The organism is Bacillus sp. FSL K6-0993, assembly GCF_037977205.1.
Lineage (GTDB): Bacteria > Bacillota > Bacilli > Bacillales > Bacillaceae > Bacillus > Bacillus subtilis.
Map to the genome: position 1 here is coordinate 1774316 of NZ_CP150275.1, position 18775 is coordinate 1793090.

Genomic DNA, 18775 nt, shown 5'->3' on the forward strand with positions numbered 1-18775 from the left:
ATGAGAAATAATGATAATATCCGTATATTAGCTAATCCTTCTGTCAGTCATGGGGAGCCTTTACATATATCTGAAAAGCAGCCGGCAACAATACCTGAAGTTTTATACAGAACGGCGGCGGAGCTTGGGGATACAAAGGGAATCATTTATTTGCAGCCGGATGGGACTGAAGTTTACCAATCATACAGACGATTATGGGATGATGGACTGCGCATTGCGAAGGGGCTTCGCCAATCAGGCCTGAAAGCAAAACAAAACGTGATTTTGCAGCTTGGTGACAATTCACAGCTTCTCCCTGCGTTCTGGGGGTGTGTGTTAACAGGGGGTGTTCCGGCTCCATTAGCCGTTCCGCCAACGTATGCTGAATCGAGCAGCGGCACCCAAAAGCTGAAAGACGCATGGACGCTTCTTGACAAGCCGGCGGTGATTACGGACCGGGGGATGCACCAGGAAATGCTCGATTGGGCAAAAGAACAAGGGCTTGAAGGGTTCAGGGCAATTGCTGTAGAGGATCTGCTCAGCGCTGAAGCGGACACAGATTGGCATCAATCCAGTCCCGAAGACTTAGCGCTTTTATTGCTGACTTCAGGCAGTACGGGAACGCCCAAAGCAGTTATGCTTAATCATCGTAACATTATGAGCATGGTGAAAGGGATTATTCAAATGCAAGGCTTCACCAGAGAGGATATTACGTTTAACTGGATGCCGTTTGACCATGTCGGAGGGATCGGAATGCTGCATTTGCGGGATGTTTATCTTGGCTGTCAGGAAATTAACGTCTCAAGCGAAACAATCTTAATGGAGCCGTTGAAATGGCTGGATTGGATTGATCATTACCGAGCTTCTGTTACGTGGGCGCCGAATTTTGCGTTTGGTCTGGTCACTGATTTTGCAGAAGACATAAAAGATAGGAAATGGGATCTGTCTTCAATGCGATACATGCTCAACGGCGGTGAAGCAATGGTAGCCAAGGTAGGGCGCAGAATACTTGAGCTTTTAGAACCACATGGACTGCCTGCTGACGCCATCCGACCTGCATGGGGAATGTCCGAAACTTCATCGGGCGTTATTTTTTCTCATGAATTTACCCGGGCTGGAACAAGTGATGATGATCATTTTGTTGAAATAGGCTCTCCAATCCCCGGCTTCTCTATGAGAATTGTGAATGACCATAATGAATTGGTTGAAGAGGGCGAGATCGGCCGTTTTCAAGTCTCGGGTCTTTCTGTTACTAGCGGTTATTACCAGCGGCCTGATTTGAATGACAGTGTGTTTACAGAAGACGGCTGGTTTGAAACCGGAGATCTTGGCTTTTTGCGAAACGGGCGCTTAACCATAACAGGCCGTACGAAAGATGCAATTATCATTAACGGCATTAATTATTACAGTCATGCAATTGAGTCTGCAGTTGAAGAATTATCTGAAATTGAAACTTCTTATACTGCTGCTTGCGCTGTCCGTCTGGGCCAGAATTCAACAGATCAGCTGGCTATCTTCTTTGTTACTTCTGCAAAATTAAATGATGAGCAGATGTCTCAGCTTCTTAGAAACATACAATCCCATGTCTCACAGGTGATCGGAGTCACCCCGGAATATTTGCTGCCTGTACAAAAAGAAGAGATTCCAAAAACGGCTATCGGAAAGATCCAGCGCACCCAGCTAAAAACTTCATTTGAAAATGGAGAGTTCGACCACTTGCTACATAAACCCAATCGGATGAACGATGCGGTCCAGGATGAGGACATACAGCAAGCAGACCAGGTGAAAAGAGTAAGGGAAGAAATACAGAAGCATCTGCTCACCTGTTTGACTGAGGAGCTGCACGTTTCCCGCGATTGGGTGGAGCCAAATGCAAATATCCAAAGTCTTGGTGTGAATTCTATCAAGATGATGAAGCTCATTCGATCGATCGAGAAAAACTACCATATCAAACTAACAGCCAGAGAGATACATCAATATCCTACAATTGAACGCTTAGCCAGCTATCTATCAGAACATGAAGACCTCAGCAGCTCGTCTGCTGACAAAAAGGGCACGGACACATATAAAACCGGACCGGAAAGGAGTCAGGCAACTTTTCAGCCTCTTTCTGAGGTTCAAAAAGGATTATGGACATTGCAAAAAATGTCACCCGAAAAAAGTGCATATCACGTACCTCTCTGTTTTAAATTTTCGTCAGGGCTCCACCTTGAAACATTACAGCAGGCTTTCGGCCTTGTATTGAATCAGCACCCAATCTTAAAGCACGTCATCCAAGAGAAAGACGGAGTGCCATTTCTTAAAAATGAGTCAGCGCTTTCAATTGAAATCAAGACAGAAAACATCTCAAGTATGAAAGAGTCTGATATTCCTGCTTTTCTTAGAAAGAAAGTAAAGGAACCGTATGTAAAGGAAAACAGCCCGTTAGTGCGTGTCATGAGCTTTTCCAGATCTGAACAAGAGCATTTTTTATTAGTTGTCATTCACCATTTGATTTTTGACGGAGTTTCGTCTGTCACATTTATACGCAGTCTGTTTGATACCTATCAGCTTCTTTTAAAAGGACAGCATCCGGAAAAAGCTGTTTCTCCTGCCATTTATCATGATTTTGCGGCATGGGAGAAAAACATGCTTGCCGGCAAAGATGGTGTGAAGCATCGTACATATTGGCAAAAACAGCTATCGGGAACTTTGCCGAATCTTCAGCTGCCTAAGGTCAGCGCAAGTTCAGTCGATTCTGAGTTTAGTGAGGATACATACACCAGGCGGCTGTCCAGCGGCTTCATGAATCAGGTCAGAACGTTTGCGAAAGAGCATTCTGTAAATGTCACGACGGTATTCTTAAGCTGCTATATGATGCTGCTTGGCCGTTACACCGGCCAAAAGGAACAGATCGTCGGCATGCCGGCCATGGTGAGGCCGGAAGAAAGATTTGATGATGCCATTGGACATTTTCTCAATATGCTCCCGATTCGGAGTGAGCTGAACCCGGCAGACACTTTTTCTAGCTTTATTTCAAAATTGCAATTAACGATATTGGATGGGCTTGATCATGCAGCATATCCTTTTCCAAAAATGGTGAGGGATGTGAATATTCCTCGCAGTCAAGCAGGTTCACCGGTATTTCAAACCGCTTTTTTCTATCAGAATTTTCTTCAATCCGGAAGCTATCAAAGCTTGCTGAACCGCTATGCTGACTTCTTTTCTGTCGATTTCGTTGAGTGTATTCACCAAGAGGGCGAATACGAATTAGTATTTGAACTGTGGGAAACAGAAGAAAAAATGGAGCTGAACATCAAGTACAATACTGGGCTGTTTGATGCGGCTTCTATATCCGCCATGTTCGACCATTTTGTTTATGTAACAGAGCAGGCGATGTTGAATCCTTCTCAGCCTTTAAAAGAGTATTCTTTATTACCTGAGGCAGAGAAGCAGATGATTCTCAAAACATGGAACGCCACAGGAAAAACGTATCCATATATAACTTTTCATGAGTTGTTTGAGCAGCAGGCGAAAAAGACGCCTGATAGAGCGGCTGTCAGCTATGAAGGTCAAACATTGACGTATCGGGAGCTGGATGAAAAAAGCACACAACTGGCCATTTATTTGCAGGCGCATGGAGTGGGTCCTGACCGTCTGGCGGGGATCTATGTGGATCGATCGCTGGACATGCTAGTGGGTTTATTAGCGATCCTCAAGGCTGGGGGAGCGTATGTGCCGCTAGACCCGTCCTATCCGGCTGAACGATTGGAATACATGCTTGAGGACAGTGAAGTTTTCATTACACTGACGACATCGGAATTAGTAAATACGTTGAGTTGGAACGGTGTCACAACAGCTCTTTTAGATCAAGATTGGGATGATATTGCTCAAACAGCCTCTGATCGAAAAGTGCTTACACGCACTGTCACGCCGGAAAACTTGGCGTATGTCATTTATACATCCGGCAGCACAGGAAAGCCAAAAGGTGTCATGATACCGCATAAAGCTTTGACAAACTTTCTCGTTTCGATGGGGGAAACACCAGGTCTTACGGCAGAGGATAAAATGCTTGCTGTCACAACCTACTGTTTTGATATCGCAGCTCTGGAATTATTTTTGCCTTTAATAAAGGGCGCACACTGCTATATTTGTCAAACGGAGCATACAAAAGACGTTGAAAAACTGAAACGGGACATCCGCACGATCAAACCGACAGTGATGCAGGCAACCCCCGCTACGTGGAAGATGCTCTTTTATTCAGGCTGGGAAAATGAAGAGAACGTGAAAATTTTATGCGGAGGCGAAGCATTGCCTGAGACATTAAAACAATATTTTCTGCATACGGGCAGCGAAGCCTGGAATATGTTCGGGCCAACCGAAACAACTATCTGGTCAGCGGTTCAGCGCATTAACGATGAATGCTCTCATGCCACGATAGGAAGGCCAATCGCCAATACACAAATCTATATTACGGATTCTCAGCTCGTGCCAGTGCCGGCAGGAGTCCCGGGTGAGCTGTGCATTGCAGGAGACGGTGTGGCGAAGGGCTACTACAAAAAGGAAGAATTAACGGATTCGAGATTCATTGACAACCCTTTTGAGCCTGGGTCTAAGCTTTATAGAACGGGAGACATGGCCCGCTGGCTTCCGGGAGGGCGAATTGAATATATAGGCCGCATCGATAATCAAGTAAAAATCCGCGGATTCCGTATTGAACTTGGTGATATTGAAAGCAGGCTTAGTGAGCATCCCGGCATTCTGGAATGCGTTGTGGTCGCAGATATGGATAACCTAGCTGCCTATTATACAGCTAAACATGCAAATGCTTCTCTCACAGCGAGAGAGCTGCGTCATTTTATGAAAAACGCTTTGCCTGCCTATATGGTGCCTTCTTATTTTATTCAGCTTGATCATATGCCGTTAACTCCGAACGGAAAGATAGATAGAAACAGCCTTAAGAATATCGATTTATCAGGGGAGCAGCTAAAGCAAAGGCAGACCTCTCCTAAGAACATTCAGGATACTGTTTTTACCATTTGGCAGGAAGTGCTGAAAACGAGTGACATTGAATGGGATGACGGATTTTTCGATGTGGGCGGGGATTCGCTTCTCTCGGTCACTGTGGCTGATCGCATCAAACATGAACTATCCTGTGAGTTTTCTGTCACAGACCTGTTTGAGTATTCAACGATTAAAAATATCAGCCAGTACATCACTGAACAGCGAATGGGCGATGCAAGTGACCATGTGCCGATAGAACCGCCAGCTCATATAGAAGATCAGTCTACCGAGATGAGTGATCTCCCGGACTATTATGACGATAGTGTGGCGATTATTGGCATATCGTGTGAATTTCCAGGGGCAAAAAATCATGATGAATTTTGGGAGAACCTCAGAGACGGCAAGGAAAGCATTGCGTTTTTCAATAAAGAAGAGCTTCAGCGCTTTGGCATTTCAAAGGAGATAGCGGAGAATGCCGATTATGTCCCGGCTAAAGCTTCAATTGAGGGGAAAGACAGATTTGATCCAAGCTTCTTTCAAATCTCTCCTAAAGATGCTGAATTTATGGACCCTCAGCTTCGGATGCTGCTGACTCATTCATGGAAAGCAATAGAAGATGCCGGTTATGCTGCGAGACAGATTCCGAAAACCAGTGTTTTTATGTCGGCAAGCAATAATTCTTATCGCGCGCTGCTGCCGTCAGATACAACAGAGAGCCTGGAGACGCCGGACGGCTATGTTTCGTGGGTGCTTGCACAGAGCGGGACGATTCCGACAATGATTTCTCATAAGCTCGGGCTGAGAGGACCAAGCTATTTCGTCCATGCCAACTGCTCATCATCTCTGATTGGATTGCATTCTGCCTATAAAAGCCTCCTGTCGGGTGAATCTGATTATGCTTTAGTTGGCGGTGCAACGCTGCATACCGAGTCAAATATCGGATATGTGCATCAGCCGGGGCTGAACTTTTCGAGTGATGGACATATTAAAGCTTTTGACGCTTCAGCTGACGGAATGATAGGCGGTGAGGGCGTTGCTGTTGTATTGCTGAAAAAAGCAGCTGATGCAGTAAAGGACGGGGATCATATCTATGCCTTGCTGAGAGGCATTGGTGTAAATAACGACGGCGCTGACAAAGTCGGCTTTTATGCTCCAAGCGTTAAAGGCCAGGCTGACGTGGTCCAACAGGTCATGAATCAAACGAAGATACAGCCTGAATCCATCTGCTATGTAGAAGCACACGGAACCGGAACGAAGCTGGGGGACCCGATCGAGCTGGCGGCTTTAACAAACGTTTACAGGCAATATACAAATAAAACGCAATTTTGCGGCATTGGGTCGGTGAAAACCAATATCGGACATTTAGATACAGCCGCCGGTCTTGCGGGCTGCATTAAGGTCGTGATGAGTCTTTATCATCAAGAGCTTGCACCGAGTATCAATTATAAGGAGCCGAATCCAAATACAGACTTAGCCAGCTCTCCTTTTTACGTCGTCGATCAAAAGAAAACGTTAAGCCGTGAGATCAAAACGCACAGGGCTGCACTTAGCTCGTTCGGGCTTGGCGGGACAAATACCCATGCCATTTTTGAACAATTCAAAAGGGATTCAGATAAGGGAAAGATAGACGGAACCTGCATCGTCCCGATCTCGGCGAAAAATAAAGAGAGGCTGCAAGAGTATGCAGAAGACATTCTGGCCTATTTAGAAAGAAGAGGGCTTGAGAACAGCCAGCTGCCTGATTTTGCGTATACCCTTCAGGTGGGGCGCGAAGCGATGGAGCATCGCGTTGTCTTTATTGCCGATCATGTAAATGAGTTAAAACAGAGGCTCACAGATTTTATCAATGGAAATACAGCGATTGAAGGCTGTTTTCAAGGAAGTAAGCACAATGCCAGAGAGGTTTCATGGCTGACGGAGGATGAGGACAGCGCTGAACTCATACGTAAGTGGATGGCCAAAGGAAAAGTAAACAAGCTTGCAGAAATGTGGAGCAAGGGAGCGCATATAGATTGGATGCAGCTTTACAAGGGTGAGCGCCCAAACAGAATGAGTCTGCCGACTTATCCATTTGCAAAGGAACGATACTGGCCGTCGCAGGATGACCGCAAACCGGTGGCGCAGATATCCGGAAATCAGACAGGGATCGGCTCTATTCATCCATTGCTTCATCAGAATACATCTGATTTTTCTGAACAGAAATTCAGTTCAGTTTTCACTGGTGACGAATTTTTCCTGAGAGACCATGTGGTAAGAGGAAAGCCTGTGCTTCCTGGTGTTGCGTACCTTGAAATGGCGTACGCGGCTATAAACCAGGCGGCAGGAAGTGAAATTGGCCAAGATGTCAGAATCAGATTGAATCATACAGTCTGGGTTCAGCCTGTTGTGGTTGACAGACATTCAGCTCAAGTGGATATCAGTCTCTTTCCTGAGGAAGATGGAAAAATCACCTTTGACATTTACAGTACACAGGAAGACGGGGACGACCCTGTTATTCATAGTCAAGGCAGTGCGGAGCTGGCATCTGCCGCCGAAACGCCAGTCGCAGATCTCACTGAAATGTCACGCCGCTGCGGCAAAGGAAAGATGTCGCCTGATCAATTTTACGAAGAAGGCAGAAGCAGAGGAATGTTCCATGGTCCGGCCTTTCAAGGAATTAAGAATGTGAATATAGGAAACAGAGAGGTTTTGGCGCAGCTGCAGCTTCCAGAAATCGTTTCTGGAACGAATGAACAGTTTGTGCTGCACCCAAGTATCATGGACTCCGCCTTGCAGACAGCAACAATATGCATCATGCAGGAATTGATGGATCAAAAGCTGATTTTGCCATTTGCGCTTGAGGAGCTTGAGGTGATCAAAGGGTGTTCTTCTTCTATGTGGGCTTATGCTCGCTTAAGTGACAGCGATCACTCCGGAGGGGTTGTTCAGAAAGCGGATATTGATGTCATTGACGAGAGTGGAAGCGTATGTGTCAGGATCAAAGGATTCTCAACGAGAGTATTAGAAGGGGAGGTTCATACTTCAAAGCCTTCATCACGGCACGAACGCTTAATGCTTGAACCGGTGTGGGAAAAACAGAATGAAGAACGAGAGGACGAAGATTCTTCGTACACGGAGCATATCATTGTTCTCTTCGAAACTGAACGAAGTGTTACAGACAGCATTGCCTCCCACATGAAAGATGCCCGTGTGATTACTCTGAACGAAGCTGTAGGACATATTGCTGAACGTTATCAATGTTACACGCAGAACATTTTTGAACTCCTGCAAAGCAAGGTCCGTGAGCTTTCTGCAGGCCGTATCATCATTCAAGCGATTGTTCCGCTGGAAAAAGAGAAGCAATTGTTTGCCGGCGTTTCCGGTCTGCTTAAAACAGCAGAAATAGAGTTCAGCAAACTGACTGCTCAGGTCATCGAAATTGAGAAACCTGAAGAGATGATAGACCTTCACCTCAAGCTGAAAGACGACAGCCGGAGACCATTTGACAAACAGATTCGATATGAGGCTGGACACCGTTTTGTGAAAGGCTGGAGGGAAATGGTGCTTCCTTCAGCTGATACGCTTCACATGCCGTGGAGAGACGAGGGTGTTTATCTAATCACAGGCGGAGCAGGAAGCTTAGGCCTTCTGTTTGCAAAGGAAATTGCCAATCGAACTGGCCGGTCTACTATTGTGCTGACGGGACGATCTGTTTTAAGTGAGGATAAGGAAAACGAGCTGGAGGCTCTTCGAAGCATCGGAGCGGAGGTTGTCTATCGAGAGGCTGATGTAAGTGATCAGCATGCGGTTCGTCATCTTTTTGAGGAAATCAAAGAAAGATATGGCACTCTCAATGGAATTATTCACGGTGCAGGCAGCTTTAAAGATCACTTCATCATTCATAAAACGAATGAAGAGTTTCAAGAAGTGTTGCAGCCAAAAGTGAGCGGGTTGTTACATGTAGACGAATGCAGCAAGGATTTCCCATTGGACTTTTTCATTTTCTTCTCATCTGTTTCGGGATGTTTAGGAAACGCTGGACAAGCCGATTATGCGGCAGCCAATTCGTTTATGGATGCATTTGCTGAATACCGCCGTTCTCTTGCGGCATCAAAAAAGAGATTCGGCTCCACCATTTCCTTCAATTGGCCGTTATGGGAAGAAGGCGGTATGCAAGTCGGCGCTGAAGATGAAAAGAGAATGCTGAAAACGACGGGAATGGTCCCGATGCCGACAGATAGTGGCTTGAAAGCATTTTATCAAGGGATAGCATCTGATAGGCCGCAAGTTTTTGTGATGGAAGGACAGCTTCAGAAAATGAAACAAAAACTGCTTTCCGCAGGATCGAAAGCCAAGCGGAACGATCAGAGAAAGGCGGATCAGGATCAAGGACAAACTAGAAAATTGGAAGCAGCCTTAATCCAAATGGTTGGCGCAATTTTGAAAGTAAACACTGACGATATCGATGTCAACACAGAGCTGAATGAGTACGGATTCGACTCAGTTACATTCACTGTCTTTACAAACAAGATCAACGAAGAATTTCAGTTGGAGCTAACGCCGACCATTTTCTTTGAATATGGCAGCGTCCAAAGCCTAGCTGAATATGTAGTTGCTGCGTATCAGGGCGAATGGAATCAAGATGCTACTGCTAAAGGCATAGATGAAAGAAGAAACTTAGTGCACAGTTTAAGCAGCCTGGAGGCATCATTAAGCAATATGGTCAGTGCAATTTTAAAAGTAAATAGTGAAGATATTGATGTCAATACAGAGCTGAGTGAATACGGATTTGATTCCGTTACATTTACGGTCTTTACAAACAAGATCAACGAAGAATTTCAGTTGGAGCTAACGCCGACCATTTTCTTTGAATATGGAAGCATCCAAAGCCTGGCTGAATATTTGACCGCTGAACATGAGGACACCCTGGTTCAGGAGCGTGAAAAACCAGAGCGGCAGGAAGAGTTACAGACAATATCCCATGAAGCGCCGAAAATCACATCACGTAGAAAGCGCCGCTTTACACAGCCTGTTATTGCAAAAGCAGAAAGAAACAAAAAGCAGGCTGCCGATTTTGAGCCGGTTGCAATTGTCGGCATCAGCGGCCGATTCCCTGGCGCTATGGATATAGATGAATTTTGGAAAAACCTAGAAGGAGGAAAAGACAGCATCACAGAAGTTCCAAAAGATCGATGGGATTGGCGGGAGCATTATGGAAACCCAGACACTGACGTCAATAAAACCGACATCAAATGGGGCGGGTTTATTGATGGTGTCGCAGAGTTTGATCCGTTGTTTTTTGGTATTTCGCCGCGAGAAGCTGATTATGTAGACCCTCAGCAGCGCTTGTTAATGACATACGTGTGGAAGGCACTGGAAGATGCGGGTTGCTCGCCGCAACGCCTTTCGGGTACAGGGACCGGTATCTTTATCGGTACGGGAAACACCGGTTATAAAGATCTATTCCGTAGAGCGAATCTTCCAATTGAAGGCCATGCTGCTACAGGTCATATGATTCCTTCGGTAGGCCCGAATAGAATGAGTTATTTTTTAAATATTCATGGTCCGAGCGAGCCAGTAGAGACGGCTTGTTCCAGTTCTCTTGTAGCCATTCACCGTGCTGTGACTGCGATGCAAAACGGTGATTGTGAGATGGCGATCGCTGGAGGCGTGAATACGATCTTAACCGAGGAGGCGCATATTAGCTACAGCAAGGCTGGTATGCTCAGCAAAGACGGCAGGTGTAAAACCTTCTCCGCCGATGCGAATGGCTATGTCAGAGGCGAAGGGGTCGGAATGGTCATGTTGAAAAAGCTGGAAGATGCCGAGCGTGACGGAAATCATATTTACGGCGTTATTCGGGGGACAGCGGAAAATCACGGCGGAAGAGCCAATACCCTGACATCGCCTAATCCGAAAGCACAAGCTGATTTGTTGGTGCGTGCATATCGCCAAGCAGGCATAGATCCAAGCACTGTCACATATATCGAAGCACATGGAACAGGGACGGAATTGGGCGATCCGATTGAAATAAATGGGCTGAAAGCCGCGTTTAAGGAACTATCCAATATAAGAGGCGAGAGCCAGCCGGATGTTCCGGATCACCGTTGCGGCATCGGCTCAGTTAAAAGCAATATCGGTCATTTAGAGCTAGCAGCAGGTATTTCCGGTTTGATCAAAGTGCTTTTGCAAATGAAGCATAAAACGTTAGTGAAAAGCCTGCATTGCGAGACGCTTAATCCTTATCTTCAGCTGACTGACAGTCCGTTTTACATCGTTCAGGAAAAACAGGAATGGAAGTCTGTCACAGATCGTGACGGAAACGAGCTTCCGCGCCGTGCCGGAATCAGTTCGTTTGGGATTGGCGGAGTAAACGCGCATATTGTGGTTGAAGAATATATGCAAAAAAACAATTCAGAACACACGGCTACAGAACAGCCAAACGTGATTGTGCTGTCGGCTAAAAATAAAAGCAGGCTGATAGATCGTGCTTCGCAATTGCTTGAGGCGATTCGCAATAAAAAATATACAGATCAGGAGTTGCACCGCATCGCTTACACCCTGCAGGTCGGGCGCGAAGAAATGGATGAGCGTCTGGCGTGTGTTGCGGGGACGATGCAGGAGCTTGAAGAGAAACTGCAGGCGTTTGTTGACGGTAAGGAAGAAACAGACGAATTTTTCCGGGGACAGTCTCATCGAAATAAAGAGACCCAGACTATTTTTACAGCAGATGAAGATATGGCGTTGGCACTTGATGCTTGGATCAGAAAAAGAAAATACGCCAAACTTGCTGATTTATGGGTCAAAGGGGTCTCAATCCAGTGGAACACATTATACGGAGAGACCAAACCGCGCCTGATCAGCCTCCCTTCATATCCGTTTGCGAAGGATCACTATTGGGTGCCGGCAAAGGAACATTCAGAAAGAGACAAAAAAGAACTGGTTAATGCGATTGAAGATCGCGCCGCATGCTTTTTGACGAAACAATGGAGTTTGAGTCCAATTGGCTCAGCAGTGCCGGGGACAAGAACTGTTGCCATCCTGAGCAATCAAGAGACAGCAGATTTAGCAGCAGAAGTGTCTTCGTATTTTCCGAATCATCTCTTATTAGATGTGAGCCGGATAGAAAATGATCAGTCAGACATTGATTGGAAAGAGTTTGACGGCCTAGTGGATGTCATCGGATGCGGTAAGGATGATGAGGGCCGGCTGGATTGGATTGAATGGGTGCAAAGACTGGTTGAATTCGGGCATAAAGAGGGGCTCAGGCTGCTTTGTGTGACGAAGGGGCTCGAATCGTTTCAAAACACATCTGTCCGGATGGCTGGCGCCTCACGGGCTGGGTTGTATCGAATGCTCCAATGCGAGTACAGCCATCTTATATCAAGGCATATGGATGCTGAAGAGGTTACTGATCATCGCCGTCTCGCGAAGTTGATCGCTGATGAGTTTTATTCCGATTCTCATGATGCCGAGGTTTGCTACAGAGATGGTTTACGGTATCAAGCTTTTCTAAAAGCTCATCCGGAAACAGGTAAGGCCACGGAACAGAGCGCGGTCTTCCCGAAAGATCATGTGCTTCTCATTACAGGCGGCACACGCGGCATCGGACTATTATGCGCCCGTCATTTTGCAGATTGCTATGGAGTGAAAAATATGGTGCTGACCGGACGAGAACAGCTTCCTCCGCGAGAGGAGTGGGCTCGTTTTGACACCTCGAACACATCAGTTGCCCAGAAAATCCAGGCAGTGCGGGAGCTGGAAGCGAAGGGTGTACAGGTGGAGATGCTGTCGCTGACGTTATCTGATGATGCTCAGGTTGAGCAAACGCTGCAACATATCAAGCGAACATTAGGACCGATTGGCGGTGTCATTCATTGTGCAGGTCTGACGGATATGGATACGCTGGCATTTATCCGAAAAACTTCAGATGATATCCAGCGGGTGATGGAACCTAAGGTGTCAGGTCTTACAACGTTATATCGCCATGTGTGTAACGAGCCTTTACAGTTTTTTGTCTTATTTTCTTCTGTTTCAGCCATTATTCCGGAGCTTTCGGCGGGACAAGCTGACTATGCGATGGCCAATAGCTATATGGATTATTTTGCAGAAGCACATCAGAAACATGCGCCGATCATCAGTGTTCAGTGGCCGAACTGGAAAGAAACCGGTATGGGTGAAGTGACAAACCAAGCGTATCGGGAAAGCGGCTTGTTGAGCATTACGAATTCAGAAGGCTTACGTTTTCTAGATCAAATTGTATCGAAAATGTTTGGACCGGTTGTTCTCCCTGCAATGGCGAATCAAACAACCTGGGAGCCGGAACTGCTGATGAAGAGGAGGAAACCGCGTGAGGGCGGTTTGCAGGAAGCTGCTTTACAGAGCCCGCCAGCCAGAGACATTGAAGAGGCCGATGAAGTTTCCAAATGTGATGGATTATTATCTGAAACACAGTCCTGGCTTGTTGATCTGTTTACCGAAGAGCTGAGAATAGATCGTGAAGACTTCGAGATTGACGGGGTGTTTCAGGATTATGGCGTGGATTCGATCATTTTGGCACAGGTGCTCCAGCGTATAAACCGCAAATTAGAGGCAGCGCTCGATCCATCGATTCTATATGAATACCCGACAATTCAAAGGTTCGCAGATTGGCTGATCGGTTCTTATTCCAAAAGGCTGTCCGCTTTATTCGGAGGAAGGATATCGGATGCATCAGCACCTTTGGAGAACAAAATAGAGGCGGAGGCATCTGTTCCTGCGAAGGATCGAGCTCTTACACCTCAGATTCAGGCGCCAGCGATTTTGTCACCGGACTCTCATGCTGAAGGTATTGCCGTTGTCGGACTCTCTTGCCGATTCCCTGGGGCAGAGACATTGGAGTCATATTGGTCGTTACTATCCGAGGGGCGTTCGTCAATCGGCCCGATTCCGGCAGAGCGTTGGGGCTGTAAGACGCCATATTATGCCGGCGTGATTGATGGCGTCAGCTATTTTGATCCTGATTTCTTTTTGCTTCACGAAGAAGACGTAAGGGCGATGGATCCGCAAGCACTGCTCGTATTGGAAGAGTGTCTGAAACTCTTGTATCACGCCGGTTATACGCCTGAGGAAATAAAGGGCAAGCCTGTCGGTGTTTATATTGGAGGCAGAAGCCAGCACAAACCTGATGAAGAGAGCCTTGATCATGCCAAGAATCCGATCGTGACAGTCGGCCAAAATTATTTAGCGGCTAATCTTTCACAATTTTTTGATGTCCGCGGCCCGAGTGTTGTAGTTGACACTGCATGCTCGTCAGCTTTGGTCGGCATGAATATGGCCATTCAGGCGCTGCGTGGCGGAGATATTCAATCCGCCATAGTCGGCGGTGTCAGCTTGCTGAGCTCAGATGCCTCTCACAGGCTGTTTGACCGGCGCGGCATTTTAAGCAAGCATTCATCCTTCCATGTGTTTGATGAGCGTGCTGACGGAGTTGTGTTAGGTGAAGGCGTCGGAATGGTCATGCTAAAAACCGTAAAACAGGCACTGGAAGACGGAGATACCATATATGCTGTCGTGAAAGCGGCCTCGGTCAATAACGACGGAAGAACGGCGGGGCCTGCAACACCTAATCTTGAGGCGCAAAAGGAAGTCATGAAAGATGCGCTTTTCAAAAGCGGAAAAAAACCAGAGGACATCAGCTACCTTGAGGCAAACGGGTCAGGTTCAATCGTAACCGATCTCCTTGAGCTAAAAGCGATCCAATCAGTGTACCGTTCTGGGCACTCATCGCCTCTTTCTCTTGGCTCAATCAAGCCGAACATCGGGCATCCGCTATGTGCTGAAGGGATCGCCAGCTTCATTAAGGTTGTGCTGATGCTGAAAGAGCGCCGCTTTGTCCCATTTTTATCAGGTGAAAAAGAGATGGCGCATTTCGATCAACAGAAAGCGAACATCACGTTCAGCCGAGCCCTGGAAAAATGGACAGATTCGCAGCCTACTGCGGCTATTAACTGCTTTGCCGATGGGGGGACGAATGCCCATGTCATCGTAGAGGCGTGGGAAAAAGATGAAAAACACGCCATCAAGCGCAGTCCAATATCGCCTCCTCAATTAAAGAAACGAATGCTTTCGCCAGGCGAGCCTAAGCTGGAAGCGGAGACTTCGAAAATGACTGCGGCAAACATATGGGATACTTATGAGGTGGAGGTCTAACGTGAAAAAGATAACGAAACAACTCACATTATCGTTAAAAAATCCGTTTATTTATCACCATGTGGTTTACGGACAAAATGTCCTGCCGGGATTGGCTTATATCGATATAATCTACCAGATATTCAGAGAACACGGCTTCTCCTGCTCAGAGCTTCAGCTGCGGAATTTATCCATCTATCAGCCATTGACGGCGGAACAGGATGCAGTAATTGTTCTGAATATCCAATGTGAGGAGAAAAAAGAAGGACAGTGGCAAATCACAGCCAAGGGAATTGAAAAACGTGATGAGAAAGAAGCTTCAGAAGAAAAGCTCTATATGAAGGCTGATATGTACGCAGACTCCCCAGCCATATTTGAAGAAACACTGGATCTCAGTCAAATCAAAGCATCTGCACAGAACGTTGTTCAGCTTGATGATGTATATGAACAATGCAGACGTCAGGAATTGGTGCACAGCGAATATATGAAAGCAAAAGGCTGCATCTATGAAGAGGAAGACGGCGTCCTTCTTGAGCTTTCTCTCGGTTCGGAAGCCATGCTTCACGCAGAAGGCTTTATGTTTCACCCGACTCTCATAGACGGGAGCGGGGTGGGTGCCAATCATTTGCTCACATCTTTGCTTAAAGGAGAACAGAGGCTGTATTTGCCTCTGTTCTATGAATCCTTTTCCGCTTCTGCACTTTTGCAGTCGGATTGCATGACGAGAATTAAGCGCTCCTCCGTCCGGCGGGAAAAAGAGCTGATTTATGTAACACTTGAGTTTTTTAATGCGTTGGGAGAAAAAGTGGCTGAGTTGAAAAACTTTACAAGCAAATTGGTGCGAGAAGCGGAGCTGATTAGCGGAAAACATCAAGGTGCACAGGAGACACAGATGACAAGAGCGGACACTGCTGAGCGTGAGAAACCTGCTGACATGGTATCTTCTCCCGTTAATTCCTACAGCGGGGCTGAACAGTTCGTAAGCCAATTAATCGCAGAGAAAATCAATAAGCCGGTAGAACAAGTTGAAAAACAGGTCGGTTATTACCAAATGGGACTGAATTCATCGGGCTTGCTTGAGGTGGTAGAAACGATCAGTGATAAGATCGGTGAGAGCCTTTCGCCGACTCTTCTGTTTGAGCATACCACCATAGCGGAGCTGTCAGCGTTTCTTGCCGAGGAATATGCTGAGCATTTTAGTGCCGCTGGTTCCCTTGGCATTGGCCAGAATGAAAGAGAACGCGTTTCCGACACAATAAACGATCGTAAGACTGTTGAAGCTTCCCGTCCTGCACCTATTGAGGCAGCAGGCGACATTGCGATTATCGGCTTGGCGGGCAGGTATCCGAAGGCAGCCAATATTCATGAATTTTGGAACAATCTGAAAGAGGGGAAGGACTGCGTTAGCGAGATTCCTGAGTCGCGCTGGGATTGGCAGCGACTTGAAGGAATCACATCTCCTTCGGGTAAGGACATTTCCAAATGGGGAGGATTTATTGATGATCCCGACTGCTTCGATCCCCAATTTTTCAGAATCACGCCAAGAGAAGCGGAGACAATGGACCCTCAAGAGCGGCTGTTTTTAGAAACATGCTGGGAAACGATTGAGGATGCGGGCTATACGCCAAAGACGTTGGCCAAGCCTAAAGGACGAAATAAAAGGCAGCATGTAGGAGTTTTTGCCGGCGTCATGCACAAGGATTATACATTAGTCGGAGCTGAAGAAGCATCAGCAGAAAATGTGTTTCCTCTCTCGCTTAACTATGCGCAAATCGCCAACCGTGTTTCTTACTTTTGTAATTTCCATGGTCCGAGTATGGCTGTCGATACGGTATGTTCATCCTCTTTGACCGCAGTGCACTTGGCGTTGGAAAGCATACGTCACGGTGAGTGCGATGTTGCGTTAGCAGGCGGCGTGAACCTGTCTTTGCACCCGAATAAATATATGACATACGGGGTCTGGGATATGTTTTCCACTGACGGACACTGCCGTACGTTTGGAAAGGATGGAGACGGTTATGTGCCTGCCGAGGGTATAGGCGCGGTTTTATTAAAGCCTTTGCGCCAGGCAGAGGAAGACGGAGATCGCATTTATGCAGTTATTAAAGGAAGTGCTGTGAATCATGTGGGCACTGTAAGCGGCATTTCAGTGCCGAGCCCTGTTTCTCAAGCTGATCTGATTGAGACATGCTTGGAGAAAACGGGAATCGACCCGCGAACGATCAGTTATGTGGAAGCCCATGGAACCGGCACGTCCTTAGGAGATCCGATCGAAATACAGGGATTAGTGAAAGCGTTCCGCCAATATACGCAGGATCGGCAGTTCTGTTCAATCGGTTCTGTAAAGTCGAACATTGGGCACGCCGAATCCGCCGCGGGGATCAGCGGTTTAAGCAAGGTTGCCCTTCAGCTTCACCATCAAAAACTTGTGCCTTCTTTGCATTCGGAAGAACTGAATCCGTACGTTGATTTTGAAAAGTCTCCATTTTATGTACAGCACGAAACAGAAACGTGGAAGCAGCCTGTTATCAAGGAGAATGGGGAAGAGGTCCCTTATCCGCGGCGGGCGGGTATCAGTTCCTTCGGAGCAACTGGTTCAAACGCACATATTATCCTTGAGGAATATATTCCTCAAGCAGCGGAGCAGGACGTTTCTTTGTCCTCAGATTCTGACATATCCGCAGTTATTCCGCTTTCTGCCCGTAATCAAGAACGTCTCCGTGTATATGCAAAACGTCTCTTGGATTTTCTTCATGATGGGATTCAGATTAGAGATTTGGCGTATACATTGCAGGTAGGCCGTGAACCGATGGAAGAACGGGTTTCTTTCTTAGCATCCGGAATTCAAGAATTGAGTGACCAATTGAAGGCTTTTATAGAAGGACGAAAAGCCATTCAGCATTGCTGGAAGGGCCGCGTGTCAAGAGGAAGCGAACCATCGCGTCCCGCCGAATCGGTACATAAATTGCTGGAGCAAAGAAAACTCGATCAAATTGCGGAGCAGTGGGCGAACGGATCTGGTGTTGACTGGAAGCTGCTTTACGAGGGAAACAAACCAAAGCGGATCAGCCTGCCGACTTACCCATTTGAGAGGGTGCGTTATTGGGTGCCGAAAGCGGAGAAAAAGACTGATCGTTTAAAACAGGAGCGGCACATCCTGCATCCTCTTCTGCATCAAAATGTGTCTGACATATCAGGTGTCCGCTTCCGTTCAGTGTTTACAGGACGTGAATTTTTCTTGAAGGATCATGTCATAAAGGGCGAACACGTTTTACCTGGCGCAGCTTTATTGGAGATGGTTCGGGCAGCTGTGGAAAGGGCAGCTGCGGATCAGTTCCCGACAGGATTCCGACTCCGGAATATCGTCTGGGTCCGGCCGTTCGCCGTCACGGAACAGCAGAAAGATATAGATGTACGTCTATATCCTGAGGAGAATGGTGAGATTACATTTGAAATCTGCCGGGACCCTGAAAGCGCAGAGGAGTCGCCGATTATATATGGGCAAGGGAGTGCAGTGCTTTGTGAGGCTGGTGAAAATCCGGTTATCAACATTGAAGAAATGAAGGCAAGCTATAATGGCCGGACGCTGTCACCTTTTGATTGCTACGAGGCTTATACAGAAATGGGTATTCATTATGGTGACAGCCACAGAGCGATCGACAGC

2 protein-coding genes (1 of these 2 only partly in view) are annotated in these 18775 nt (G+C 46.8%); both read left to right on the plus strand.

Annotation, left to right across the window (positions count from 1 at the left end; translation table 11 throughout):
- Positions 1–15132, plus strand: a complete 15132-nt coding sequence (gene pksJ, locus MHH79_RS09275) for a polyketide synthase PksJ (RefSeq protein ID WP_340035100.1) — start codon at positions 1–3, stop codon at positions 15130–15132.
- Positions 15116–18775 carry the beginning of a polyketide synthase PksL gene (gene pksL, locus MHH79_RS09280; RefSeq protein ID WP_340035101.1) on the plus strand. It continues 9975 nt past the right edge of the window, so the window shows 3660 of its 13635 coding nt (coding positions 1–3660); it begins with the start codon at positions 15116–15118; the stop codon falls past the right edge of the window. The genes pksJ and pksL overlap by 17 nt, the downstream gene beginning before the upstream one ends.